This is a genomic window from Amycolatopsis alba DSM 44262, from assembly GCF_000384215.1.
GTDB classification, from domain to species: domain Bacteria; phylum Actinomycetota; class Actinomycetes; order Mycobacteriales; family Pseudonocardiaceae; genus Amycolatopsis; species Amycolatopsis alba.
Map to the genome: position 1 here is coordinate 753677 of NZ_KB913032.1, position 24031 is coordinate 777707.

Consider the following 24031-nt stretch of genomic DNA (forward strand, 5'->3'; position numbering starts at 1 on the left):
GGGGACGGTGAGTGTCCCGGATCTTCCGTTGATCAAGATTCAAGACCGGGCGATCCTCTCGACGGTGAAGGAATCAGGACGTTCAACGTCCTGATTCCTTCACCGTCAAGCCCGACAGCCGCGAAACCGCCACCTTCGCTCAGGTCAGGCGCGGGTAGGTAATGCTGGTCCGTTCTAACCGTCCTCACCACTCACGAGGACGCGCGAGAGCGCGGCCGTCCCCTCGAACAGCGCCTTCGAGCGCGCCGTGATGCCTGCCTCCCGGACGGCGAGAGCGGACGCGACGTCCTCCAGCCGCCGCGATCGCCGCAACTCCGGCATCAGTGCCCGCAGGGGCTCGACACGGTGACCGGCCAGCCGCAGCTGGTGCACGATCCGCGCGTCCCGGACCTGGGACGGCGTGTACCGCCGCGTGCCCCGCTGATCGCGATCAGGGACGACGAGCCGTTCCGCGTCCCAGTGCCGCAACGTCGACGGACGCACGCCGAGCGCCGACGCGAGTTCGGAAACGCCCATCGAGTCCGAGCCGCGCACGTCTTCCATCGGTTCGCGCGAGATCACCCGGACGGCTTCCCTGGCCTCTCTGAGATCGGCGCGCTCGGCGTCGAGCCCGGCGTGGGCCGCGTCGAGGAGCGCGAGCACGTCGGTGAGCGGATCCCGGTGCAGCGCCCGGACGATCCTCTTGGCCTCGACCGGACCCACCCCGGCGGCGAGCGCGCGGTACGCCAGCGCGGACCGGAGGTGGATCTCCCCGTAGTTCCGGTAGCCCGAGGCCGTCCGCGCCGCCGCCGGGAGCACGCCGTCGCGTTCGAGGTTGCGCACCTGCTGGACGGAGCAGCCTGCCCGCCGGGCGATCTCCGCAGTTTTGAGACTTGGCACCGTCATCCCCTCTAAAACGTCCTCGAACCCTCCACAAGCACTTTAATGTGACGCTTGAGCACATGACCATCGACGAGATCATCGGCCTCGTGACGGGCCTCGACGGCGTCCTGGCTCTCACCCCGTCGGCAGGCGACGAGTGGCCGGAGCTCAGCTGGGGCGACGCGTTCTTCTACTACTCCCCCGACGGCGTCGTCCCGGCGAACGTCCAGCCCTTCGCGACGATCGTGACGAAGAACTACCCCGGTGACGAGAGTTCGCGCCTGGACCGGCCGGACACGTTCCGCGTGAACATCCACGCCGGGAAGGAGGAGTTCGCCCGGCGACTCGGCCGGGCGCCTCGGGACACGGCCGGAACCGAGGTCGATCCCGGCATCGAAGACACCGTGATCGCCCATCCCGTGTACGGAACCGCGGGTTGGCTGGCGGTGGTGAACCCGGCGTCGGAGACCGAAGCGGCCACCCGCGAACTGCTCGGCACGGCATACCGGCTGGCGCGGGCGCGTTACGAGCGCCGGGCGGAATCCTCGCACGATTAGAGGACTGAATGCGGGGAGCCCGCGACTTGTATCGTGGGGCGAGTGGGCCGGAAACTTCGAACCAGTGACCGGCTCAGGCCGGTCGACCTGGCGCGTGAGCACGGTCTGTCCACACAGGCGGTCCGCAACTACGAGGCGGACGGAATCCTTCCCGCCGCCGAACGCGGCCCCCACGGCTATCGCACCTATACGCCGCGCCACGCGCAAGCCCTGCGCGCGTTCCTGGCGCTCGTACCAGGGCACGGCCACGCGACGGCGACGTCGATCATGGGGGCGGTCAACCGGGGCGCGGTCGAAGAGGCGCTTCGGCTCGTCGACGAGAGTCACGCGGAACTGCTCGACGACCGCCGCACCCTCCAAGCCGTCACGGCCGCGCTCCGCGAACTCGAGCCCGTGCCGCAGGAGCGGGGCGAGGTGTTCGTCGGCCCGTTGTCCCGGAAACTCGGCGTCCGGCCCGCCACCCTGCGCGAATGGGAACGCGCCGGCCTGCTCCGGCCCGGACGCGATCCGCGGACGGGTTATCGCGTCTACAGCGCGGCCGACGTCCGCGACGCCAAGCTGACCCATCAGCTCAGGCGCGGCGGTTACCTCCTGGAGCGGATCGCGCCGCTGATCGAGCAGGTCCGCTCGGCAGGCGGTGTGGTGCCGCTCGAATCGACGCTGCGCGACTGGCACGACCGGCTCGCGGCCCGCGGCCGCGCGATGCTCTCCGGCGCCGCCGCACTGGACACTTATCTCGGCGGTGCGACCGCTGGCACTTTTGGGACAATGACGCTTCCGCGCAATTGAATACGCAGGCAATTCACGTTTTCCGCATACGAAAGTAGGACCGCGATCGCGGAACCTACTTTTGGCGCTACGACGGGATGGACGAGCGCTCGTACTGTGCGTCACGTCGAGATGAACCGCCCGGTCCCTGCCTTTTCGAACATATTCCGGCGGTTCGTCATTCCCTCCTTATCGAAGGAATTCGCCATGCGCATTCGCGGACCCGTCATGCTCACCCTGTTGAGTGTCTGCGCCGGAATAGGCGCGCTCGCCGTCCCGGCGACCGCCGCGCCGTCCACCGCCTACGACCAGACGATGCTCGAGACGCTCGCCGCCCAGCTCAAGGTCAGCCCGCTCCAGGCCGCGCAGCGGCTGGACCACGAGAAAAGCCTGATCTCGTCGCTGGAGAGCATCAGAACGCGGGGTCTCCACACCGACGGCGCGTACTTCGACGACGCCGGCGCGCTCGTGGTGAACTCCGCCGACGCCGGATCCGCCCAGGCGCTCCGGTCGGCCGGGCTGACGCCGCGCAGTGGCGCCCGCGGCGAAAACGCGCTGAACGCGCTGGCCGACACCGTCGGCAAGGTGATCGGCAGCGACGTCGGCCAGGTGCAGTCGTGGGGTCCGGAACTCGCGGCCGACCAGGTCGTCGTCACCGTGCAGCCGGGTGCCGACGGCGCCCTCGTCCGGCGGCTTTCGGCGCTGCCCGGCGTCTCCGTGCGGACCGGGGTCGCCAACGGCAACACCACGCAGGCCGACGTCATCCCCGGCCAGATCATGGATCTCGACCCCGGCACCAACTGCTCGCTCGGCTTCCCCGGCACCACCGGTGACGGCGACAACGTGCTGCTCACCGCCGGGCACTGCGTCGAGGGCAACCCGGACATCCTGAACCGGAACGGCGTCCACATCGGACGCGGTGTCGCCACCGAGTTCCCGTCGGTCGACATGGGCCTGATGGACATCGACGACGAGGACACCGGCCGCGGCTACGTGGACACCCGCAAGGGCACCACGGTGCGGATCACCGGCAGCTCGAAGGCACCGGTCGGCACCACGCTGTGCAAGGCGGGCAACACCACCGGCTGGACCTGCGGCAAGATCACCGCCTACAACCAGACCGTGCGCTACAGCGGGGAAAGCGTCGCCACCAAGGGGCTGGCCAAGTCGACCGTCTGCACCGAAGGCGGGGACAGCGGCGGCGCCTACATCGCGGGCAACACCGCGCAGGGCATGACCTCCGGCGGCCCCTCCGACGGGCACGACTGCGGCTGGAACCAGGGCTCCGACGCCACCGGCTCGTACTCCTACTACCAGCCCGTCGTGGACGCGGCGAACAACTACGGGGTCACGCTGACCCGTTCCTGACGGAGAACCGCGCGATGGCGGGGAGCGACCGCTCCCCGCCATCGCGCATTCAGGCGCTCAGGATCTGCTCGCGCAGGATGTCCGCGTGGCCGCCGTGCTGGGCGAGCTCACGCAGCATGTGCAGGTACACCCAGCGCAGCGGAAGCGGGCCGCGCCGGTTTCCGTGCAGCAGGTCGTCCAGTCCGAGGGTCGACGCCGCCTTACGGGACGCCTCGCAGGCTTCGCGATACGCCTGCCGCACGCCGTCGATCGTGTCCTCGTCGTCGAGGACGAACGATTCGTCGGGCGTGTCGGGGATTCCGATCTCGGCACGCGAGCGGCAGGTGACGGCTTCGTCGAACCACACCTTCTCCACGAAGGTCACGTGTTTCACCAGACCGAGCAGCGTGGTGCGGGAAGGAACGAGCGACCGGCGCGCCTGCTCCTCGGTCAGCCCCTCCAAGCTTCCGTCGAGGAGCAGGCGATGCTCGTCGAGGAACACGTCGATCTGTTCGCGGAAGGGATCGTTGAGGACGTCCATCGTGGGCATGGGTAGTGAGGACACCCGCGAAGGATCGCAAAGATCGCCGATCTCGGGCAACCTACTTCAGGAACCTGACCAGCTCGGCGCTCACGAACTCCGGATTCTCCTCGGCCAGCCAATGTCCGGCACGGGGCACGTCGACGGCGCGGGCGAGGTTGGCGACGCGGGGAGCCAGTGTGGCCTTCTGCGGTTCGAGGAGTCCTTCGGCGGTCATCAGCAAGGTGGGCGTGGTGATGGGCTTCGCGCCGATGTTCGCCGCCGCGTCCTGGCCGAGGGTGCGGTAGAGCTCGAAGCCGCCGTGCAGGACCTCCGGCCTGGTGTAGGTGCGGGCGTACTCGTCGACCTCGGCATCGTCGAAGGGGGAAGGCACGCCGGGCCCGCCGAAGGCCGTCCCCGAGTAGGCGACCTGGGGATAGAACAGCGAGAGGTATTCGCGGACGTCGTCACCGACGACGGCTTCGGGAACCGTCTTCTGCGAGTGGAAGGCGATGTGCCAGCTCAGGTTCCGGTAAGCCGCCGCGTCGAGCGCGGGGCCCGGCAGCGGCAGGTCGAGATAGGCGAGTTTGGTGAGATCGCCGGGAAACTGCGCGGCGTACTGGAACGCGACGGCGGCACCGAGGTCGTGCCCGGCGATCCGGGCGTCGTGCAGGCCCAGCCGCCCGGCGACGAGTCCGTGCACGTAGCGGGCGAGGGTCGCCTTGTCGTAGCCCGGCGGCGATCCGGTGCTGTCGCCGAGGCCGGGGAGATCGAGCGCGTACACCGTGAAGTGCTCGGCCAGCGCGGGCATGACGCGGTGCCAGCCGTACCAGGTCTGCGGCCAGCCGTGCAGCAGGACGAGCGGGGCTCCCTTGCCGCCGGTGACGTAGTGCATCTTCACCCCGTCCACGTCGGCGAACTCGTGCCGGAACTGCTGAGAGAAAGCCGTGTCGCCACGGGTGACGTTCTCGTAGGCCGGGGCGGACGGCGGTGCGGCGCAGGCCGTCAGCAGGGCGAGGGCCGCGACGAACGCGGCGGTTCGGTGGAACATGGGAATCTCCGTTTCAGCGCCCGGTGGCGCCGTCGATCAGTTCGCGCAGGATGTCGGCGTGTCCCGCGTGCCGCGCGGTTTCTTCGATCAGGTGGGTCAGGGTCCAGCGCCGCGATCCCCGGCGGGGTCCCTTCGCGGCGAGGTCGTCCCAGGACGCGATCTCGTCGTTCGCCGCGGCGGCGGTTTCCCGGTAGGCGGCGAGAATCGACGCAGTCGTTTCATCCGGCGCCGGATGGAAGGTCGCCTTCCAGTCGGTGACGCCATGGCCGAGCAGCCAATGCCGTTCCACCTGGGTCAGGTGCTTGACCAGGCCCAGCAGGTTCGTGCCGGAGGGCACGCCGGGAGTACTGGCCAGGTCTTCCGGCACGCCGTCGGCCTTCGCCATGACAGCGGCGCGCAGGTAGTCGAGGAACCCGGCGAGCACGTCCTTCTCACCGGGTCCGGCGGACGGCGGCCCGGCGTCACGTCTCCTGCTCATCGCTCCACCCGCCGAAGCGCCAGAGCCTGTCCCGGAATTCCGTCGCGTTCATGGGCACCACCTTCGCTCCGGGCACCACGAATTGGCACGAAAACTTGCCGACCTGGCAAGATCGACGGCATGGACGAGACGGACGAGGTGCTGGACGCGGTGGGCCCCCGGTTACGCGCCCTGCGCAAACACCGTGGCCTGACCCTTGCCGAGTTGTCGGCGGCGACCGGGATCTCGGAAAGCACCCTGTCGCGGCTGGAAAGCGGCGGGCGCAAGCCCACATTGGAACTTCTGCTGCCGCTGGCGCGCGTGCACGGCGTGCCGCTCGACGACCTCGTCGGCGCTCCCCGCACCGGCGACCCGCGGATCCACCTGCGGCCGATCCACCGCCACGGCATGACTTTCCTGCCGCTCACCCGGCGCGCCGGAGGTGTCCAGGCGTTCAAGATGTTCATTCCCGGCCGCGACGAACCGGCGGAGCCCACCCCGCAGACCCACGGCGGCTACGAATGGGTGTATGTCCTCAATGGACACTTGAGGCTCGTGGTCGGTGACCGTGACCTGATCCTGCCGCCCGGCGAGGCCGCCGAGTTCGACACCGCGCTGCCGCACTGGCTCGGTTCGGCCGACGGGCACGCCGTGGAGACCCTCGTCCTGTTCGGACCGCAGGGCGAACGCGCCCACATCCGGGCGCGCTAGAGCCAATCGTGTTCGCGGGCGTACCTGGCGGCTTCGTGCCGGGTCTGGGTCTGCGTCTTCTGCATGGCGTTCGAGAGGTAGTTCCGCACCGTGCCCTGCGCGAGGTGGAGCTGGGCGGCGATCTCGGCGACGGAATACCCCTCACCGGTCACCCGCAGCACCTCCAGCTCCCGTTCGGTGAGCGGACAGTCGTCGACGACGGCGAGCGCGGACACGTCCGGGTCGATCCAGCGTTTGCCCTGGTGCAGGGCGGCGATGACGAACGTGATGTGCGAGGGATCGGCCGCCTTGCTGACGAAACCCTGGACACCGAGTTTGAGCGCCTTGCGGAGCACGCCGGGTTTCGCGTGCCGGGTCAGCATGAGGATGACCTGGTCCGGCCGGGTGCGGCGGATCTCGGCGACCGCGCCGAGCCCGTCCACGCCGGGCATCTCCAGGTCGATGACGAGCACGTCGGGCTCGTGCCGCAGGGTGGCCTCGACGGCCTCTTCACCGTTCTCCGCTTCGGCCAGGACGGTGATCTCGCCCTCGAGCGGGAGCAGCGCGGCCATCGCCTTGCGGAGCAGGGCTTCGTCGTCGGCGAGCACCACCGTGGTCATCGCTTCTCCAGTACTTCGGGACGCCTGCCGGGGAAGGACGCGGCGGTCACGAACCTTCCGTCTTCCTGTTCCACCGTCAGTTCACCGCCGTCGGCGACGACGCGTTGTTCGAGCGCGGCCAGCCCCCGGAGTTCCGGCAGCGGTCCTCGCTGAGCGCCGTCGTTGACGATGCCAATGCTCCATTCCGACAGGGTGATCCGCACACGGGTCGCCTGCGCGTGGCGCAGGATGTTGGTCGTGGTCTCGCGCAGGACCTGGCCGAGCAGCCTCCCCGCTTCCGGGTCGACGTCCGCTTCCCGGTTGATGCGCACGCGGATCCCCGCCGCCTCGAAAAGGTTCCTCGCGTTCTCCAGTTCGGCGGAGAGGTTGAGCCGGCGCTGAGCATAGGCGAGTTCCTTCGTCTGGGTGATCGTGTCGCTGACGAGCGCGTGGATCTCCCCCAGTTCCTGTTTGGCCCGCTCGGCGTCGATGTCCACCAGTTTCCTGGCGAGCGCGGTCTTCAGCTTGACCACGTGCAGCGTGTGGCCCTGGATGTCGTGCAGGTCGCTCGCGAACCGGACGCGTTCGCGGATCACCGCCAGCTCCGCTTCCCGCTCCCGCGACTCTTCGAGTTCGTGGACGACGTCGTAGAACCGCTTGTTGGGGAACATGAGGCCGAGCACGATGGCCGTGACCGCGGCGGGGACGAAGACGAACCGGATCAGCTCGCCGGAGACGTCCTCATGGGAGACCAGCAGCCTCATGGCGCCCACCGCCGCGATGTACGCGACGAGCGCGACCGCGGCCGCGGCCCGGTGGCGGGGAAGCTGGGGCACGACGAAGGAACCCACGAGGAGGATCCCGAAGAACGCCGAACCGCCGCCGATCACCAGCACGGAAACCGGCCACACTGCCGCCGTGACGGCCAGGCACGGGATCGCGACCCGCAGGAGCTCGCCCGACGTCCACCGCACGAAGGCGACCAGGGCCGCCAGCGCGCTCGCGCTCAGGACGAGCACGTGCCACCACGTCCGCGCGTCCGACGCGACCACGATCACCCCGGCGACGGTGAACAGCGGGATGAACATGGTGAGGTTGAGCTTGCGCAGCTTTCCCCGCGCCGGCTCGGTGTCCACATCAGACATGGTCCCAGTATCGGCGCTGGGCCACGGCGGGCAACAGTGACACCGCGTCATGGGTTCATCATGACGTGGCCACACTGGCCGGGCCGGGCCGGAGCGGCTGAGATCAAGGCATGACTTCGACACCAGTGATCGACGTTGACCGGCTGAACCTGAAGTACGGCGACTTCCACGCCGTGAAGGAGCTGTCCTTCCAAGTGGGACGGGGCGAGTTCTACGCCCTGCTCGGCACGAACGGGGCGGGGAAGACCTCGACCCTGGAAACCCTTGAAGGGCACCGGAACCCGACGTCGGGCACGGTGCGGGTGCTCGGGAAGAGCCCGCGCGACCGCGCCGCCGTCCGGCCCAAGATGGGCATCATGTTGCAGGAGAGCGGATTCTCACCGGATCTGACGGTGAAGGAGTCGATCCGCCTGATCGGGACGCTGACCCGGCGCACGGACCGGCTCGAACGAGTGCTCGGCGTCGTGGACCTGACCCGCAAGGCCAACACGAAGGTGTCACAACTTTCCGGTGGCGAGAAGCGGCGGCTCGACTTCGCGACCGCGGTGTACGGCTCGCCGGAGCTGGTGTTCCTGGACGAGCCGACGACCGGTCTGGACATCCAGTCGCGGGACGCGCTGTGGGACGCGGTCGACAAATTGCGCGAGGACGGCTCCACGATCGTGCTCACCACGCATTACCTGGAGGAGGCACAGCAGCGCGCCGACCGCATCGGCCTGATGCACCGGGGCACCTTTCACCAGGAGGGCACGGTCTCCGAACTGACGCGGACACTGCCCGCGGTGATCCGGTTCACCCTTCCGCCCTCGGCTCCCGCGCTGCCGTTGCAGGGCAGGCGTGAACACGACGGCAAGTTCGTCATCGAAACCTTCGGCCTGCAGAAGGACCTGCACACCCTGCTCCGGTGGGCGCAGGACAACGCGATCGAGCTGCCGGACCTCGAAGCGGGCCCGACCCGGCTCGACGACGTGTTCCGCGCCATCGACAACGACTAGCCACTCACTCCACAAAGGACTCCAGTCATGCTTTCGATAGCCCGCAGCGAGCTGATCCAGATCTTCCGGAACCGCTCCGTCCTGATCACCAGTTTCGTGATGCCCCTCGCGATCTGCGCGTTCTTCGTCTACCAGCACGAACTCTTCGAGAAGATCGGCAGCCTGGGTTACGTCGCGGCGATCCTGATGTTCACCGTCTGCGCGTTCGGTCTCTACACCAGCTCGGTGACCACACTGGCCTCGCGACGGCAGAACCTGTTCCTCAAGCGGTTGCGCTCGACCGCGGCCGGGGACGCCTCCATCCTGGTCGGACTGGTGCTGCCGGTCACCGCCATCGCGCTCGTCCAGGTGGCCGTGATCCTGACCGTGCTGGGCGTGATCGCCGAAACACCGGCCAACGTCGGCCTGCTGGTGGTGGCCGTGCTCGCCACCGTCGCCATGATGATCGGCCTCGGCCTGGCCACCGCCGGCCTCACCAACTCCCCCGAACACGCCCAGGTCACCACCCTGCCGGTCAGCCTCGGCGTGATCGCCGTGGCCAGCTGGGTCGGTATCTCCGGCACCGATGACCTGACCCTGCTCAAGCGGCTGCTGCCGGGTGGCTCGGCCACCGAACTCGCCGTCGACGCCTGGAACGGTGGCGTCGCCGTCGGCGATTCGCTGCTCCTGCTGGCCCCGACGCTGGCCTGGGTCGTCGTCGCCGTCGTCCTGGCTTCCCGGATGTTCCGGTGGGAACCGCGCCGGTAGACCGTCCCGGTCGGACGCGTCTACCCCGCCGGAGCGCTCTTTCGGGGTTTGCGGCGCTCCAGCACGAAGTCCGCGAGCACCAGCAGGAGCAACGGGCCGAGCCAGGCCCCGATACTCGTGGCGCTGTACTTCATGAGCACCTCACTGCCGCCGAAGGTGGTGGCGACCTGCGGCGTCAGCACGATCGTGGCGACGATGTTGATCACCCGGCTCAGCACGATCGACATCGAAAGCGCGAAGCTGCGGGACATCCACCTGCGGTGATCGGCGAACCGGCGCTGACGCGCCATCCGCAACCCGATGATCGTGACGGTGATCCACAGCACCGAGCCGACCAGGTTGGCCACCCGCACGGACGGGCCCGCGGCGGTGTGCCAGCCGATGTACAGCCCCACGAAACCGGCGGGGAGCGCTCCGGCGAAGACGTAGATCCGGCCGGTGATCCGGTGCCCGCGCCGGTACCGGGCCCGGAACGCGGGCCAGACCTGGAAGCAGGCGGTCACCATGGCGACCGTGCCGAACAGGACGTGCGCTACGAGCAGCGGGTAGTAGAAGTCGTTGCCCGGCGGCGGCTCGAGCCGCGATTCCGCCGGGTCGAAGGTCAGGTAGGGCGGCAAAGAGAAGGCCAGGAAAGCGCCCGCCACCAGCATCAACGGCACGATCCAGGGGCGCCGCCACCAACGGGGCGCGTTCAACAAGGTCATGGTGATCCGTTCAGGAGAAGACGGCCAGAAACTATGTACACCATACACGCAAACGTACGTCATACAGAGTTTTAGGATGGGCGGATGGCGACACGTGACGGCAAGGGCCCGGATCTCCAGCGCAGCCTCGCGCTGCTGTGGGCCGGGCGCACCCCTGGCAGGCGCGGGCCGCGGCCGCAGCTCACCGTGGAGGGCATCGCGCGGGCCGCGATCCAGGTCGCGGACGCCGAGGGCCTGGACGCGCTCTCCATGCAGCGGGTCGCCACCGAACTCGGCTACTCGACGATGTCGATCTACAACCACATTCCCGGCAAGGACCTGCTCCTCGAGGTCATGGCCGACGTCGCGGCCGCGAAACCACCCGAACTCGACGACGCGGAGGACGTCCGTGACGCCGTCCGGCGCTGGGCAGGCGCGCTCTGGGCGGGCTTCCGGACGCATCCCTGGCTGTTGCGCGTCCCGCTCGACCACACCCCGATCGGCCCCAACCATCTCGCCTGGCTGGACCGCCTGCTCCGCCCACTGCTCAAGGCCGGGCTCGCCCCCGGCGAGGCGAGGGCCGCGGCCCTGCACCTGACCGCCGTCGTCCGCGGCACGGCGCAGATCAGCCTGGACATGAACAGCGCGTACAAGACCGACGGCGGGCTCCCGCACACCGAAACCGAACTGGCGCGGGCATTGACCGAGCTCGTCGACCCCGGCGAGTACCCCGCGCTGGCCGTCGTGCACGCGACGGAGACGACTGTCCATTCAGGACACGAGGAGGTCAGTGCCGGGGCACTGCCGGCGGAACTCGGGTTCGGAGTGGACCGTTTCCTGGACGGCATCGAGGCCTGGGTGGCGAAGCAGTCCTGAGGCCGGGCAGGCAGGTCTCGTGAGTGGTCACGGGACCCTGCGGGGGCTTTGGGTTGTGAATTCAGCCTTGCGGCGAGTGCGGCTTCGCTGTGGCTGCTGGCGCCTCTGAGACCAGCAAGTGCGACGGACTCGACACCCGAAGAAAACGGGGCGCTGCCAGGATCACCGCTCTGGCGGAGCCCCCCGATTCGATCACCCTGCCGATGTCTCCGTGCCCTGGGCATGCCGAGGGGCCCGTCGCCGGTGATGGTGGCGGACTCCTCGGGTTCAGCGGTGGTTACGGCGAGGCTTTTGTAGCGGGTCCAAATATTGCGGTGGGATGAATTCGGGCCGTCCGTCGGTGGCCAGTTGGACTTTCCAGCCGGATTGCCCGTGGATGACCATGTGGTGATAGCGGCACAGCAGGCACAGATTGCCAAGGTCGGTGTCGCCGAGATGTCCCCATGGGAGAAGGTGGTGGGCTTCGCAGTGTTTGGGTTTGCGGTGACAGCCGGGGAAGGCGCAGCCGTGGTCGCGGAGGTTCAGGGCCCGGCGTTGTGCGGGGGTGACGGTGCGGGCGGCGCGGCCGATGTCGAGTGGTTCGCTCTCTGACCCGAGGATGGCGGGGATGATTTTGGCGTCGCAGGCGAGCAGGCGGGCGTGGCGTGCGGTGATTTGGGTGACCTCGTCCACGCACGCCCACCCCAAGCCTGACGTCAGAGTGTCCAGGGGGATGGTGACTACGATCGTGGTCCGGTCTCCGGACAACGTCGGCGCCTTCTCATTGGTCATCGCGTAGTGGATGGCGTCGAAGAGTGCGTCGCCGTGGCGTTCGCCGGGGTGCGGGGGTCGCGGTTGCCGTCCTCGTCGACGGGTCTTCGCTGTCCCCAGGTCTCGAACAACGCGTTCGCTCTTGCACCGAATTCGGGGTCGAGAAGGCCGTTGAGCCGCCACCAGCCGTCATCACGCTTCCGCAGGTGCACTTCGCGGGACGGTGGCGTGAGGTCGTCGTCCTTGGGTTCGTTGCCATCCGGGTCGAGGTGGCCCAGCAGTTCAGCCCCGCCGTTGACGATCTGCTGCGGACCAGCATGGCGGGCGAGGTTGACCAGGATCTGTTCCGCCCCTGATCGGTCTTCCGCGGACACGTCGGCCGGGATTTTCTTCAAGACCGCCAGCAGCGGGTCCAGCTGCTGAGGGCCGAGGTCGCCCTCGGCCGCGGCCGCCCCCGCGATGGGGGCGAAGGCGGGCGCGGGGGTGCCGTCCAGGTTCCGGGTCTCGTTCACCGCCAACGCCCGCGCCACAGTGTCGCGGGCTTCCTTCGGGCTGATGCGGGCGGTTTCGGCGAACCAGCCCGCCGTCGAGCCATGCCCGAACAGCTCCATCGGGCCACGGGACTCGATCTCCACCAGGAACTGCCCGACCTCCGCCAAGGCCTGGCGTGCCAACGACATGCGCTCGACCACACCGTGCGCGAGCTCCCGCGCACCGGCACGCCACAGCTCGTGTGGCGGTTCGAGGATCCGTTGGCTGGACACCCCACGATAATACCAACAATCGAACAAGTGTGCGAACGTGAAACGGTTTCCCGAAAGGGAATTGAAGATATTTCGCTTTGTGGCGGCGAGCCGTATCCGCCACATGCCGGACGGCTTACTGGTCAGCGACTCGGCCGGGTGAGCAGCCAAGCCTCACCGTCATACGCATTCAATGATCAGACATGGATGACGTATCGGGCTGACGGAGAGGAATTTCGCGGCCCCTACCGGGCAAGGCGGCCTTCAAGACACGACAACAAGTCAACGATCCCGTGTGCCACATTCGGCGCACCTCTCACCAGAACCGACCTGCCATTCACGAGCCAACGCCCCGTACCGGAACCACAATGGCGTCCGGCACGGGGCGACCCCCGGTTTCACTCAGGCTCAGCGGTCACGTTCCTTGGCGAACAGGGACTTCGACCACACGTACCCCACGGTCGAGAGCACGACGCACCAGCCGACCGCGAGCCAGCCGCTGCTGCCGATCGGGGTTCCGAGCAGCAGGCCCCGGATGGTCTCGATGACCGGGGTGAACGGCTGGTAGTCGGCGAACCAGCGCAGCCAGGCGGGCATGGAATCGGTGGGCACGAACCCGCTGCCGAGGAAGGGCAGCAGCATGAAGATCATGGGTGTGTTGCTGGCCGTCTCCACGCTCTTGGCCGCCAGGCCCAGCGCGACCGAAAGCCAGGTCAGCGCGACGGTCAGCAGCAACAGCACGCCGACGACAGCGAACCACTCGCCGACGCCCGCCGTCGGCGAGAAGCCGATGAGCAGCGTGACCCCGAAGACGACGGCCAGGGCGAACGCGGTCTGGATGAACGCGCCGATGACGTGTCCGGTCAGGACCGACGCCTTGCTGATCGCCATCGTGCGGAACCGGGCGATGATGCCTTCGGTCATGTCCGTCGCCACGGAGATCGCGGTGCCGAGCGCGGCGCTGCACACGGTCACGAGCAGGATGGCGGGCGTGACGTAACCGACGTACTCGGCTCTGCCGCCACCTCCGCCGAGCCCGTTCCCGAGTGTGCCGCCGAAAACGTAGACGAACAGCAGCAGGAACACGATCGGCTGGCCGATCAGCATGATGGTGAGCGACGGATACCGTTGCATATGCCGGATGTTGCGGCGCAGCATGGTCGCCGAGTCACGCATCGACAGGGACAGGGTGGTCATCGGGCCATCTCCTTGGTCGCTTCGGTCCGGTGACCGGTGAGGCTGAGGAACACGTCGTCGAGGTCCGGGGTGTGCACGGTGAGACTGTCGACGGCGACGGCCTCGGCGTCGAGCCGGTCCAGCACCGCGCGGAGGGCGGTGACGGTGCCGTCGGTCGGCACGCGAAGCATCAGGGCCTCTTCGTCCGAAGTGGACAATTGCAGCACGCGGGTCGCGTCGCGCAAGGCGCCGGTGTCGGGGAACTTCAGTTGCATGTGCCCGCCGGGGACGCGCCGCTTCAGTTCGTCGGGCGTGCCCAGTGCGACGATCCGGCCGCCGTCGAGCACGGCGACGCGGTCGGCGAGCTGGTCGGCCTCCTCCAGGTACTGCGTGGTGAGGAAGATCGTCACGCCGCTGTCGACGAGGTCGCGGATGATCTGCCACATCGTGCGGCGGCTGCGCGGGTCGAGCCCGGTGGTCGGTTCGTCGAGGAAGATGACCTCGGGATCACCGATCAGGGTCATCGCCAGATCGAGTTTGCGGCGCATACCGCCCGAGAAAGTGGCCGGTGTCTTCTTCGCGGCGTCGGTCAGTTCGAACCGGTCCAGCAGTTCGGCGGCGCGCTTACGCCCCGCGCGGCGTGGCAGATGGTGCAGATCCGCCATCAGGAACAGGTTTTCCTCACCGGTGAGCAGGTTGTCGACCGCCGAGAACTGGCCGGTGACGCCGATGGCGGCGCGGACGCCGTCCGGATCGGTGGCCAGATCGGCTCCGGCAATGGTCGCGCCTCCGGCGTCCGGACCGACCAAAGTGGACAGGATGTTGACCGTGGTGGTCTTGCCCGCGCCGTTGGGGCCGAGCAAGGAGAAGACGGTGCCGGTCGGGACGTGCAGGTCGACGCCGTCCAAGACGACTTTGTCACCGTATGCCTTGCGCAGGCCGGTCGCGGAGATGGCCGAGTGTCTCATGTGGATTCCCCTGGTATGTAAAGGACCCGACAGGGTCAGGAGCGATGAACGATGATGTCGCCGACCGAGGTGCCGGCGTGGATTTCGACCTTGTCGGTCGTGGCGGTGGGCGCGCCGGCGGCGGCCATGTCGTTGAGGACGCGGCCGAAGCCGGTGTTCACGTCGAGCCACGCCGCGCTGCCCTCACGGACGCCGATCTCGATGTCCCCCATCGACGTGTCGAGATCGAGCCTGCCCCTGGCGGCGTCGAGCACGCGGACCGAACCGTTGGCGGTCTTGGCTTCGACACCGGCTTCGGCCTTGTCGACGGTGAGGTCGCCGTTGGCCGAACGGAGCCGGATCGAATCACCGGCCTTCCCGATCGTGGTGGAGCCGTTGGAGTTCTTGACCACGCCGGTACCGGAGATCTCGCCGACGTGCACGCGGCCGGAGCTGGTGCTGATGTCGGCGTTGCCGTCGACGTGCTCGACGACGATGTTCCCGGACGCGGAGTGCAGCTTCAGCTCACCGGCGTGGTCGAGCCGGATGTGCCCGGTCCCGGACTTGTAGCGGCACGCGCCGAGCCGCCCGGTCACGGTGAGGTCGCCGAGGCCGGTGCTCCCCTGCACACGGGAACCGGCGGGCAGTTCGATGGTCACTTCGATCGACCTCGACCGGTTGGAGAAGTCGAGCAGGCGCATTTTCGGCGCGCGGACCGTCAGTGTGCCGCCGGAGAACTCGACGACGGTCCGCTTCGCGGCGTCGACATCGGAGTCGTTGTTCTCGTCGAGCGGAGCCACTTCGACGACCGTTTCGGCGCGGTCTCCGGCGACGATGCGGACGTTGCCGACGACCGGCTCGAGGTCGGCGAGGATGGGTTCCGGGGTGGCGAAAGAAGGCATGGTTGTCCCCTCAAAAGTGGTGTGATCGGTGTTTGTGCTGGTCGGGCGGGGTCTAGCTGACCCAGCCGGTGTAGCGCTGCGCGGCACGGGGACCGCTGCTCGGCGAGGCGGGCGGGGCGGACTGTTCCGACGGCCGCAGCGCGGCGGAAGCGGCCCGCACCAGCCACGCGTTGACCGAACGGCCTTGTGCCGCCGCGGCCTCCTCGACGCGTGCCTTGAGCTGTTCCGGCAACCGGAAGTTGATCCGGGCCGTGGCCCCCTCTTCGTCCGGAATCGGGGGCAATGGCGGCATCGGGGGTTCCGGTGCCGCCACGGCGGCGGGCGCGGCCTGCTCGACCGCGGGAAGCGTGACGGCGAAGCTGGCTTCCCCGGCACGAAGCCGGACCTCGACCGAACCGGGCGCGAGGTCCCGCGTGATCTCGTCCGACGCGGCGGACAACGCGTCCAGCAGCGCGAGACGGATGGCCGACGCGAGCGGCGCGGTCAAGCGTTCGGCAAGGGCGCTCGCCTCGGCTCCCCCCGCCTCGGCGGCGACGGCGAGCTCCCGGCGAACGTTGTCCACAAAGGGCGTCAAATCCATGATGCCATCATGGCACCACGATGGCGCCGTCGCAAGTGCCAGTTGGCGCCATCGTGCGCCAAAGTGGCGTTTCAGCAGCTCAGAGGGCTATAATCACCGAGAGTGACCATTTGTGCCGAACAAGCGAGCGTCCTGGCAATCGTTTCTGTCCCGAAAGACATCGGGACTGCCCATTCGGCCATTCTCCGCTGGCGCGGAAAGCAGATCCGGCGCAATGGATTGCCGCGGCTATTTCCAGCGGGAAGAATTGCCGCGAGCCGCGCGGAAAAGGGAGCGACCCACCGTCAGGTGTGGGGGTCACCGAGGCGGGTCGCCACCCGGTCTCCACCGTACAAGAGGTCCGCGCGCTCGCGCGGGCAAGGCTTTCTGTACTGGCGGCTCTTGACAATCGATGATCCACAGTGGACAGGGAACACATGCGAGCAGTTCGGGTGAGCGTCTGTGCCCTGGACCCCATCACGAAGGCCGGAATGGCCGATCTTCTCGACACACGCGCGTCCGTGCGAGTGGTCGACGGCCGCACACGGGAAGAAACAGATGTCGTCGTCGCCGCCTTCGACCGGCTTTCGGCCGACGCGGTCACCGCGCTGCGCGAAGTCACCGTCGAACTCGGCAAACCGATCGTGCTGGTGACCGACCGGATCGAGGAAGGCGGGCTCGCGGTCGCGGTGGCGTGCCGGGTGGTCGCCATCCTGCCGAGGTCGGCGGCGACCGACTCACGGGTGGCCGACAGCGTCCGCGTCGCCGCGGCGGGCGGGGCGGGCCCGCCGTCCGACCTGCTCGACAGGCTGGCCGCACACGCCGAGCGGCTCCACCGGGAGATGCTCGAGCCGAGCGGGCCCGCCGGGGCCGCGCTGTCGTCACGGGAGATCGACGTCCTGCGCTTGATGGCCGACGGGCTCGACACGCAGGAGATCGCCACCGAACTCTCCTACTCGGAACGAACGGTGAAGAACATCATCTACGCCGTCACCGACCGGCTGCGGCTGCGGAACCGGTCGCACGCGGTGGCCTACGCGATCCGGGAGGGTGTCATCTGAAAGGCGCCCCGTCAGATGAGGCCTTCGCGAAGCGCGTAGGCCACGACATGCGTGCGGTTGCGTAAGCCGAACCGGCTGAGCAGGCCGTGCAGGATGTTCTTCACGGTCCGGTCGGAGTACGCCACCCGCCGGGCGATCTCACCGGTGTCGAACCCCTCCGCGAGCAGCCGGAGCACTTCGGTCTCCCGTGGCGACAGACCGCTGAGGGTGAGTTCGCGCGGTTCGAGGACTTCCTTGTGCAGCCGCGAAATTCCCCGGAGCAGACTGCCGAGCTGGTCGGCGGGCAGATCGCCGCGGCCGGCGTGGGCGTCGGCGACAGCGCGCAACAGCCGTCCCGGCGTCGCTTCGGAGCGCGCGACGACGACGGCGAGCCCGCGTTCCACCGCGGCCCACAGTTCCGCCTGCTTGGGCTGATCGGCGATCAGCACCAGCCGGGCGGGGCCTGCCGGGATCCGGTGCGGCTCGTTCCCCGCGACCGCGACGAGGACGTCGGCCTTCTCCGGGTCGTCCCGCAGGGTGATGCCGGGGCCGTCGCCGAGCGCGCTGCGCAGGCCCGCCCGGACGAGCGGATCACCGGCGTGCACGGCGACGCGGATCTCACGGCGTTCCTCGGTCCGGAGGACCGGCCGGACGGGTGTCGTCATGGTCGTCGACATGCCTTCCAGGTAACCGGCCGCGGAGAAGGCGGGACAAGCGGAAGCAGGGGGCAGCTTTTCGCCACCGGAAGCCTGCCGGTTGAATGGACCGCGGTGGAACCGGTGGATGCGAACGAGACGCGGTCGGTGTTCGGAAAGCTCCTGCTCGAACACCGCCGGGCCGCGGGCTGGACACAGGGGCGGCTGGCCGAGGCCTCCGGCATCAGCGTCCGCGCCCTGCGCGAGCTGGAACGCGGCCGCGCGCGAGCCGCCCAGCAGCGTTCCGCCGAAGTGCTCGCGGACGCGCTCGGCCTGACCGGCGGTGACCGGGAGTTCTTCCTGACCGTCGCCAAACAGGGACGGCGCCGGAACCCGGCGCTCGCCGCCCAGGTCGCGGCGACCTGCGCGCTGCCCACGCCGCCGTCGGATCTGTCCGGCCGGGAAAGCGAACTGGACCAGCTGTCCGCGAAAGTCGCCGAGGGCGGCGGCGTGGTCGCCATCGTCGGGCAGGCAGGCGTGGGGAAGACCGCGCTCGCGGTGACGGCGGCGGACCGGTGGCGCCCGGATTTCCCGGACGGCAGTTACGCGGTGGACCTGCGCGGAATGGACGAGGAACCGTTGAGTGCCAGGGCCGCGCTCGACCGGCTGCTGCGCGCGCTGGACGTCGCGCCGGGGCAGGTCCCCGCCTCCGAAGGCGAACGGTCGGCGTTGCTGCGGATGCTGCTCGAAGGACGGAAGGTCCTGCTGCTGCTCGACAACGCCGCCGACGAGGCGCAGGTCCGGCCGTTGCTGGCCACCGGGCCCGGCTGCCTCACCCTGATCACCTGCCGTCGCACGCTCGCCGGGCTCGAGGGTGCCCGCTGGCTGGCGCTCGAACCGCTTTCGGACGGCGGCGCGACCGGCCTGCTCGCCAAGATCATCGGCGCCGACCGGGTGCGCGCGGAACCCGCCGCCGCGCGGGAACTCGTCGAGCTGTGCGGATACCTGCCGCTCGCGGTCCGGATCGCGGGCAACCGGCTCGCCACCCGGCCGCAGTGGTCACTGGCCCAATTGGCCGACCGGCTGCGTGACGAAGGCACCCGGCTGCGCGCGCTCGCGGCGGGCGATCTTCAGCTGCGGTCGGCGTTCGACCTGTCCTATCGCGCGGTCTCGGCCGGGGCGCGCCTGCTGTTCCGGCGGCTCGCGACCGTGCCGGGCGCGGACTTCGGCCTCGAACTCGCGGGCGTCGTGTCCGGTGCCTCCCCCGTCGACGTCCACGAGTACCTCGACGAACTCGTCGACGCCAGCCTCCTGCAGACCGCGGCCGAGCCGGAACGTCACCAGTTCCACGACCTGATCCGCCTGTTCGCCGAGGAGCGGTTCGAGGCGGAGGAGGACCCCGCCGAGCGGGACACCGTGCTCGCCCACCTGCTCGACAAGGCGGCCGAAGCGGCCAAGTTGTTCTACCCCAAGGCGCCGGAGTCCGGACGATTCGGCTCACGGGACGAGCTCACCCGCTGGCTGGACGTCGAGGGCGACAACTGGGTCGCCGCGCAGCGGGTGGCGGCACGGAAGGGCTGGCACCGGGAGGTCAGCGGTCTCGCCATCGCACTGCACTGGTATTCCGACGGACGCAGTGCCCAGCGGCCGTGGTGGGAGATCTTCTCGCTCGGCGCGGCCGCGGCGAGCGAACTCGGCAACACCGGTGACGAGGCGAAACTGCTCAACTTCGTCGGCTGGGCGAGCAGTGTCTGTCTCGGCGACGACAAAGGCGCCGTGGCGGCGCACCGCCGCGCGCTCGACCTCGCCGTCCGGATCGGCGACCGCGTCGAGCAGACCTGGGCATCCATCTACCTCGGCCAGGTGCTGCGGTTGATCGGAGAGAGCGACGAGGCGTTCGAGTTCGCGAAGCGCGGGTACGACCTGGCGAGCGAATTGCCGTTCTGGGACGGGCAAACCACGGCGCGGAACATGTACGGACGAGCGCTGCTCAACGCCGGGCGGCATACCGAAGCGCTCGCCGTGCACCGGGCCGTGCTGTCCGACGCCGAACGACTGGCCGGCGACACCTACCCCGGTTTCCATCAGCTGTTGAAGACCCTGACCCTGCGCGCCATCGGTGACGTGCTCGGCGGTCTCGCCGAATGGCGGGAGGCGGCGGGCCACTTCCGCGCCAGCAGGTGGCTCGCGTGGGAAGGCGGTTTCGACGGGCTGGAGGTCATCAGCGCGATCCGCGAGGGACGGGCCTGGCGGGAAGCCGGTGCCTTCGAGGAGGCCAGGGAGTGCTTCACCCTGGCCGTGGAACTCTCGACCTCGCCGTCGTTCAGCGCTTGGCGGGAACAGGCGTCGGCTGAGCTGGCATCGCTGCCGTCACCCTGAGCTCCGTGAAGGCCTCCTTGAGGGAGCAGTATTTGCTTACCCGTTGGTGCGGTTGGCGGTCGGGTGTGGAGGATTTGGGACGTTCAACGTCCTGGATCTTCCACGCTCGGTCTCGTTGATGAGGGATTTGGGATAGTGAACGTCTCAATCCTTCACAGGCGGGCTCTGTTTCGTCTTGGTGCCGGGCGGGGCTTGTGCTGGGCGGCGGTGTGGTCGACGGGGGAAAATTCCGGCCGTTGAACGTCCGGAATCCTCCCCCGTCAGGTTCATGGCAGGCACGACCTTGATCAACGGAAGATCGGGGACGCTGAGCGTCCCGAATCCTCCGTTGATCAAGGTCTGTGACCGGAACACACCCACGCAACCACCACCCTCGCGCAGGTCAGGCACAGGTGAACAAATACCGGGCCTCCTTGAGGGAGTCAGAGTCCCTCAAGGAGGCCTTCACGGACTTCACGTCGGGCGCCTCGCCGACCAGGGCGCGGCCTCCTCGAGCTGGGCGGCGAGCCGGATGAGGACGTCCTCGCGGTCCTGGGCGGCGACGAGCTGGACGCCGATCGGCAGTCCCTCGGCGTTCCAGTGCAGCGGCAAGGAGATCGCGGGCTGTCCGGTGATGTTGAACGGCGCCGTGAACGCCGCGCCGGTGGCGATCCCGGCGGCCAGTTCCTCGGGGGACTTCGCGTCCGGGGCCAGGTCGCCGAGTGCGGCGGGCGGCGCGGGTGACGTCGGGGTGAGGAGGACGTCCAGTTCGTCCTCCCAGAGCGCCGCGACACCGCGGGCCCACCGCTGCGACAAGAGCGACCCGGCGAGCCACTGCACGGCGGTGACCGATCGGCCTGCCTCGGCGAGCATCGCGTTCATCGGCTCCAGGACGGACGACGGCAGCCGTTCCCCGAGCCGCTCGGACCAGGCGTCGAGTTCCCAGGTGACCACGGCCGCGAGCAGGGCGGGCATGGTGTCGAACATCCCTGGCGCGTCCAGCGCGGCCGCCGCGGTGGGCTCGACCCGGTGGCCGAGCGATTCGAGCAGGCGGGCGGTTCGTTCGACGGCGGCGACGCTGTCGAAGTGCGCGGTTTCGCAGGTGCCGGGCGAGGTGATCCGGAATCCGATCCGCAGGGAACCGGGATCCGCGCCGACCTCCGTCCGATAAGGACGGTCCGGCGGCGGTGCGCTGTAGGGATCGCCCGGCGCGGCGCCCGCGGTGACGTCGAGTACCGCCGCCGTGTCCCGGACCGACCTGGTCAGGACGTGTTCGTGGGTGACCTGGCCCCAGTACTCGCCGAACTCCGGCCCGAGGCTGGTCCGCGCGCGGCTCGGCTTCAGCCCGACCAGCCCGCAGGCGGCCGCCGGGATCCGGATCGAGCCCGCCATGTCGTTGCCGTGCGCGACCGGGACCATGCCCGCGGCCACCGCGGCGGCCGATCCGCCGCTCGACCCGCCCGGCGACCGCGCCGGGTTCCACGGATTCCGGGTCGCGCCGTACAGGAGCGGTTCGGTGGTGATGCTGGTCGCCAGTTCCGGCGTGTTCGTCCGGCCGCAGAACAGGAACCCCGCGGCCCGCAGGCGCGCGGCAAGGTACGAGTCCGACGGGGCGCGCCAATCCCGGTCGCGCAGGACCCGCATGCCGCCGTGCACCGGATCGCCCGCGGTGTGGCAGAGGAAGTCCTTCAGCAGCATCGGCACACCGTGGAACGGGCCCTGTGCCCGCGCGGTCACGGCCTCCCGGCGGGCCTGGTCGAACCGGGTGCTGACGACGGCGTTGAGGGCGACGTCGAGCTTTTCGATCCGCGCGATCGCCGCGTCGAGCAGCTCCAGCGGTGACACCTGTCCCGTACGGACCAGTTCCGCCTGGGCCGTCGCGTCCAGCCAGGTGAAATCGTCGCCAGTCATGAGGCCAGTGTCGATCACCCGCGACGGGACTTCCGGTGATTCCCGTCGATCAGGGCGGTTCGTGCAACGGATCATGCCCCTTCGATACCTCGGCACCCGGAGCGCCAACTAAGCTTCGGGCCGACGGAGCGGGAGGGCCGATGACGGACGCGGACGGGCAGAGCCCGCGGGAGCGCTACCGCGACCAGGTGCGCGCGGAGATCAAGCAGCACGCGTGGGAGCAGATCGCCGCCGCCGGGGTCCCCGCGCTGTCGCTCAACGCGATCGCCAAGCAGGTGGGGATGAGCGGTCCTGCCCTGTACCGGTACTTCGCCAGCCGCGACGACCTCATCACCGCGCTCATCCGCGACGCCTACCGCAGCCTCGCTGACACCGTCCGGGCCGCGTTCGAAGCGGGTGCCGACCTGAGCGGGCTCGCCGTCACCATCCGGGACTGGGCCAGGAGCGACCCGCAGCGCTACTTCCTGATCTACGGCACTCCCGTCCCCGGCTACCACGCGCCCGACGACACCACCGCCATCTCGCGAGAGGTCATGGCGGTCCTGCTCGACGCGTGCCGCGCGATCACCGTGGACAGCCCGGAAACCGCGTTCGACAAGCATCTGGACGGCCACCGCGACTGGGCGGGCGACGATCCGGGCACGTCCGCGACCCTGCACCGTGCGCTCGCCTTCTGGACCCGCCTGCACGGCGTGCTCTCGCTCGAACTCGCCGGCCACTTCACCGGAATGAAATTCGACCCCGATCTGTTGATCGCAGACGAGCTGGACGATCTCACGACGCGCTGACCAGCGTCTGCCAAGCCCGATCACATTCGCACTGAACCTTTTCCGTGCTTCGGGCGTCTTGCCCTGTGTTGCCGCCATCCGTGGGAGGCGAGGCTCGCGCGGTTGACATGCAACGTTGTAACGTTATAGGTTCTAAGTAGTGCGATAGCTATTCACGCCACCCGTTTCCGGGTTTCCGAGCGCTTCGGATAGGGACTTCGATGTTGATTCAAGGGGAGAAGACCGCCAGGAGGACCGATCGCGTCAGAGTCGCCGTGCATGCCCCGGACCTCCTGGCCGGGCTCGGCACGACGAGCATTCTCGGCGCCGACGAACGGCTGGACGTGCTCGCCGACACCGACCTGGGGCCGGCCGAAGTGATCGTGACGGTCGGGGATTCCATCGGCGACGGGGTTTTCGCGTTCCTGCGCCAAGTACGCGCCGCGTCGTCGCTCACGTCGCCACCGAGATGCGTGATCGTCACCGATCACTTCCCGGTCCAGGTCCTGATGACGGCGATCGAATGCGGGATGGCCGCGTTGCTGCCGCGGCGCGACCTCGACAGCGAACACCTGGTGCGGACGATTCTCGCGGTCAGCCAGGGCGCAGGCGCCCTGCCGCCGCGGCTGCAGGGCAGCCTGCTCTCGCAGCTCGAACGGATCCAGGAAGACCTGCTGGTGCCCAACGGGCTCGCGCTGTCCGGCCTGTCCGACCGCGAACGGGAGGTCCTCCGCCTGCTCGCCGACGGCCATGGCACGGAGGAGATCGCGGCCAAACTCGCCTATTCGGAGAGCACGGTGAAGAACGTCCTCCATCGGGTGATGTCGCGGTACGGCCTCCACAACCGCACGCACGCTGTCGCCTTCGCCCTGCGCACCGGGTCGATCTGAAGGGGGTCCGTCCAGAGTGGACGAGAGAAAGGGGCTTTTCCTCGCCCCCTTCAACTT

At 68.9% G+C, this 24031-nt stretch carries 24 protein-coding genes and 1 pseudogene; 11 read left to right on the forward strand and 14 right to left on the reverse strand.

From position 1 onward, the window contains the following. Positions 1-174: 174 nt before the first annotated feature. Positions 175-885 (reverse strand): MerR family transcriptional regulator, encoded by a 711-nt coding sequence (locus tag AMYAL_RS0103335; protein WP_026466702.1) that lies wholly within the window; start codon positions 883-885, stop codon positions 175-177. A 56-nt stretch (positions 886-941) separates the two neighbouring features. On the opposite strand from AMYAL_RS0103335, the gene AMYAL_RS0103340 reads away from it, so the two are divergent. The 3 genes from AMYAL_RS0103340 to AMYAL_RS0103350 all read left to right on the forward strand — a co-directional run bounded on the left by AMYAL_RS0103340 (position 942) and on the right by AMYAL_RS0103350 (position 3554). Beyond that, on the forward strand, positions 942-1418 hold the full coding sequence (locus AMYAL_RS0103340; protein ID WP_020629886.1) for a DUF6194 family protein: 477 nt from the start codon (positions 942-944) through the stop codon (positions 1416-1418). 42 nt (positions 1419-1460) lie between these two features. Then, positions 1461-2207 carry a TioE family transcriptional regulator gene (locus tag AMYAL_RS0103345; protein WP_020629887.1) on the forward strand — a complete coding sequence of 249 codons (747 nt, stop codon included), beginning with the start codon at positions 1461-1463 and terminating at the stop codon, positions 2205-2207. Between the two features lie 186 nt (positions 2208-2393). After that, positions 2394-3554, forward strand: coding sequence for a S1 family peptidase (locus tag AMYAL_RS0103350; RefSeq protein ID WP_026466703.1), 1161 nt, complete (start codon positions 2394-2396; stop codon positions 3552-3554). 49 nt (positions 3555-3603) lie between these two features. Here the strand turns inward: AMYAL_RS0103350 and AMYAL_RS0103355 are convergent, their stop codons facing one another. From AMYAL_RS0103355 to AMYAL_RS0103365, 3 genes are read right to left on the reverse strand one after another with little or no spacing between them, the layout of a single operon-like run. After that, complete coding sequence (locus AMYAL_RS0103355; protein WP_020629889.1) at positions 3604-4083, reverse strand: DinB family protein; 480 nt, start codon at positions 4081-4083, stop codon at positions 3604-3606. 52 nt (positions 4084-4135) lie between these two features. After that, on the reverse strand, positions 4136-5104 hold the full coding sequence (locus AMYAL_RS0103360; RefSeq protein ID WP_020629890.1) for an alpha/beta fold hydrolase: 969 nt from the start codon (positions 5102-5104) through the stop codon (positions 4136-4138). 13 nt (positions 5105-5117) lie between these two features. After that, positions 5118-5582 carry a DinB family protein gene (locus AMYAL_RS0103365; RefSeq protein WP_020629891.1) on the reverse strand — a complete coding sequence of 155 codons (465 nt, stop codon included), beginning with the start codon at positions 5580-5582 and terminating at the stop codon, positions 5118-5120. A 120-nt stretch (positions 5583-5702) separates the two neighbouring features. Here AMYAL_RS0103365 and AMYAL_RS0103370 point away from each other — a divergent pair, with 120 nt between their 5' ends. After that, on the forward strand, positions 5703-6272 hold the full coding sequence (locus AMYAL_RS0103370; protein WP_020629892.1) for a helix-turn-helix domain-containing protein: 570 nt from the start codon (positions 5703-5705) through the stop codon (positions 6270-6272). Here AMYAL_RS0103370 and AMYAL_RS0103375 read toward each other — a convergent pair. Together AMYAL_RS0103375 and AMYAL_RS0103380 are read right to left on the reverse strand one after the other, a co-directional pair. Continuing rightward, positions 6269-6871: a response regulator transcription factor gene (locus tag AMYAL_RS0103375; protein ID WP_020629893.1), complete on the reverse strand. Its 603-nt coding sequence runs from the start codon at positions 6869-6871 to the stop codon at positions 6269-6271. The two genes, AMYAL_RS0103370 and AMYAL_RS0103375, sit on opposite strands and share 4 nt — an antisense overlap. After that, positions 6868-7986 (reverse strand): sensor histidine kinase, encoded by a 1119-nt coding sequence (locus AMYAL_RS0103380; protein ID WP_020629894.1) that lies wholly within the window; start codon positions 7984-7986, stop codon positions 6868-6870. The genes AMYAL_RS0103375 and AMYAL_RS0103380 overlap by 4 nt, the downstream gene beginning before the upstream one ends. Positions 7987-8105: 119 nt before the next feature. Between AMYAL_RS0103380 and AMYAL_RS0103385 the strand changes: the two genes are divergently transcribed. Both AMYAL_RS0103385 and AMYAL_RS0103390 read left to right on the forward strand, forming a co-directional pair. Continuing rightward, entirely contained in the window at positions 8106-8990 is an 885-nt protein-coding gene (locus tag AMYAL_RS0103385) for an ABC transporter ATP-binding protein (protein ID WP_026466704.1), read from the forward strand. 27 nt (positions 8991-9017) lie between these two features. Then, positions 9018-9737, forward strand: coding sequence for an ABC transporter permease (locus AMYAL_RS0103390; RefSeq protein WP_020629896.1), 720 nt, complete (start codon positions 9018-9020; stop codon positions 9735-9737). A 20-nt stretch (positions 9738-9757) separates the two neighbouring features. On the opposite strand, the gene AMYAL_RS0103395 is transcribed toward AMYAL_RS0103390, so the two are convergent. Further along, a complete protein-coding gene (locus AMYAL_RS0103395) occupies positions 9758-10441 on the reverse strand; it encodes a DUF2306 domain-containing protein (RefSeq protein WP_020629897.1) in 684 nt (227 codons plus the stop codon). Positions 10442-10525: 84 nt separating this feature from the next. Between AMYAL_RS0103395 and AMYAL_RS0103400 the strand changes: the two genes are divergently transcribed. Further along, a complete protein-coding gene (locus AMYAL_RS0103400) occupies positions 10526-11296 on the forward strand; it encodes a TetR/AcrR family transcriptional regulator (RefSeq protein WP_020629898.1) in 771 nt (256 codons plus the stop codon). A gap of 267 nt (positions 11297-11563) precedes the next feature. Here AMYAL_RS0103400 and AMYAL_RS45565 read toward each other — a convergent pair. The 5 genes and pseudogenes from AMYAL_RS45565 to AMYAL_RS0103425 form a co-directional block, all read right to left on the reverse strand. Beyond that, a pseudogene (locus tag AMYAL_RS45565) lies at positions 11564-12810 on the reverse strand (HNH endonuclease signature motif containing protein). A 387-nt stretch (positions 12811-13197) separates the two neighbouring features. Beyond that, positions 13198-13986, reverse strand: a complete 789-nt coding sequence (locus AMYAL_RS0103410) for an ABC transporter permease (protein WP_020629902.1) — start codon at positions 13984-13986, stop codon at positions 13198-13200. After that, positions 13983-14933 (reverse strand): daunorubicin resistance protein DrrA family ABC transporter ATP-binding protein, encoded by a 951-nt coding sequence (locus AMYAL_RS0103415; protein WP_020629903.1) that lies wholly within the window; start codon positions 14931-14933, stop codon positions 13983-13985. The genes AMYAL_RS0103410 and AMYAL_RS0103415 overlap by 4 nt, the downstream gene beginning before the upstream one ends. Positions 14934-14968: 35 nt before the next feature. After that, positions 14969-15814: a DUF4097 family beta strand repeat-containing protein gene (locus AMYAL_RS0103420; RefSeq protein ID WP_020629904.1), complete on the reverse strand. Its 846-nt coding sequence runs from the start codon at positions 15812-15814 to the stop codon at positions 14969-14971. Between the two features lie 52 nt (positions 15815-15866). Then, a complete protein-coding gene (locus tag AMYAL_RS0103425; RefSeq protein ID WP_026466705.1) occupies positions 15867-16394 on the reverse strand; it encodes a toxin-antitoxin system HicB family antitoxin in 528 nt (175 codons plus the stop codon). Between the two features lie 470 nt (positions 16395-16864). On the opposite strand from AMYAL_RS0103425, the gene AMYAL_RS0103430 reads away from it, so the two are divergent. Beyond that, positions 16865-17434 carry a helix-turn-helix transcriptional regulator gene (locus tag AMYAL_RS0103430; RefSeq protein ID WP_020629906.1) on the forward strand — a complete coding sequence of 190 codons (570 nt, stop codon included), beginning with the start codon at positions 16865-16867 and terminating at the stop codon, positions 17432-17434. Between the two features lie 11 nt (positions 17435-17445). Here AMYAL_RS0103430 and AMYAL_RS0103435 read toward each other — a convergent pair whose 3' ends face one another. Continuing rightward, complete coding sequence (locus AMYAL_RS0103435) at positions 17446-18090, reverse strand: helix-turn-helix transcriptional regulator (protein WP_020629907.1); 645 nt, start codon at positions 18088-18090, stop codon at positions 17446-17448. Between the two features lie 93 nt (positions 18091-18183). Here AMYAL_RS0103435 and AMYAL_RS0103440 point away from each other — a divergent pair, with 93 nt between their 5' ends. Then, the gene (locus tag AMYAL_RS0103440; protein ID WP_020629908.1) at positions 18184-20427 is read left to right on the forward strand and encodes an ATP-binding protein; all 2244 of its coding nucleotides are present in this window, start codon (positions 18184-18186) and stop codon (positions 20425-20427) included. A 453-nt stretch (positions 20428-20880) separates the two neighbouring features. Here AMYAL_RS0103440 and AMYAL_RS0103445 read toward each other — a convergent pair whose 3' ends face one another. Continuing rightward, positions 20881-22317, reverse strand: a complete 1437-nt coding sequence (locus AMYAL_RS0103445) for an amidase (protein ID WP_026466707.1) — start codon at positions 22315-22317, stop codon at positions 20881-20883. A 140-nt stretch (positions 22318-22457) separates the two neighbouring features. Here AMYAL_RS0103445 and AMYAL_RS0103450 point away from each other — a divergent pair, with 140 nt between their 5' ends. Together AMYAL_RS0103450 and AMYAL_RS0103455 are read left to right on the forward strand one after the other, a co-directional pair. Beyond that, on the forward strand, positions 22458-23105 hold the full coding sequence (locus AMYAL_RS0103450; RefSeq protein WP_020629910.1) for a TetR/AcrR family transcriptional regulator: 648 nt from the start codon (positions 22458-22460) through the stop codon (positions 23103-23105). Positions 23106-23305: 200 nt separating this feature from the next. Continuing rightward, positions 23306-23974: a helix-turn-helix transcriptional regulator gene (locus AMYAL_RS0103455; protein ID WP_051137499.1), complete on the forward strand. Its 669-nt coding sequence runs from the start codon at positions 23306-23308 to the stop codon at positions 23972-23974. Positions 23975-24031 lie beyond the last annotated feature (57 nt).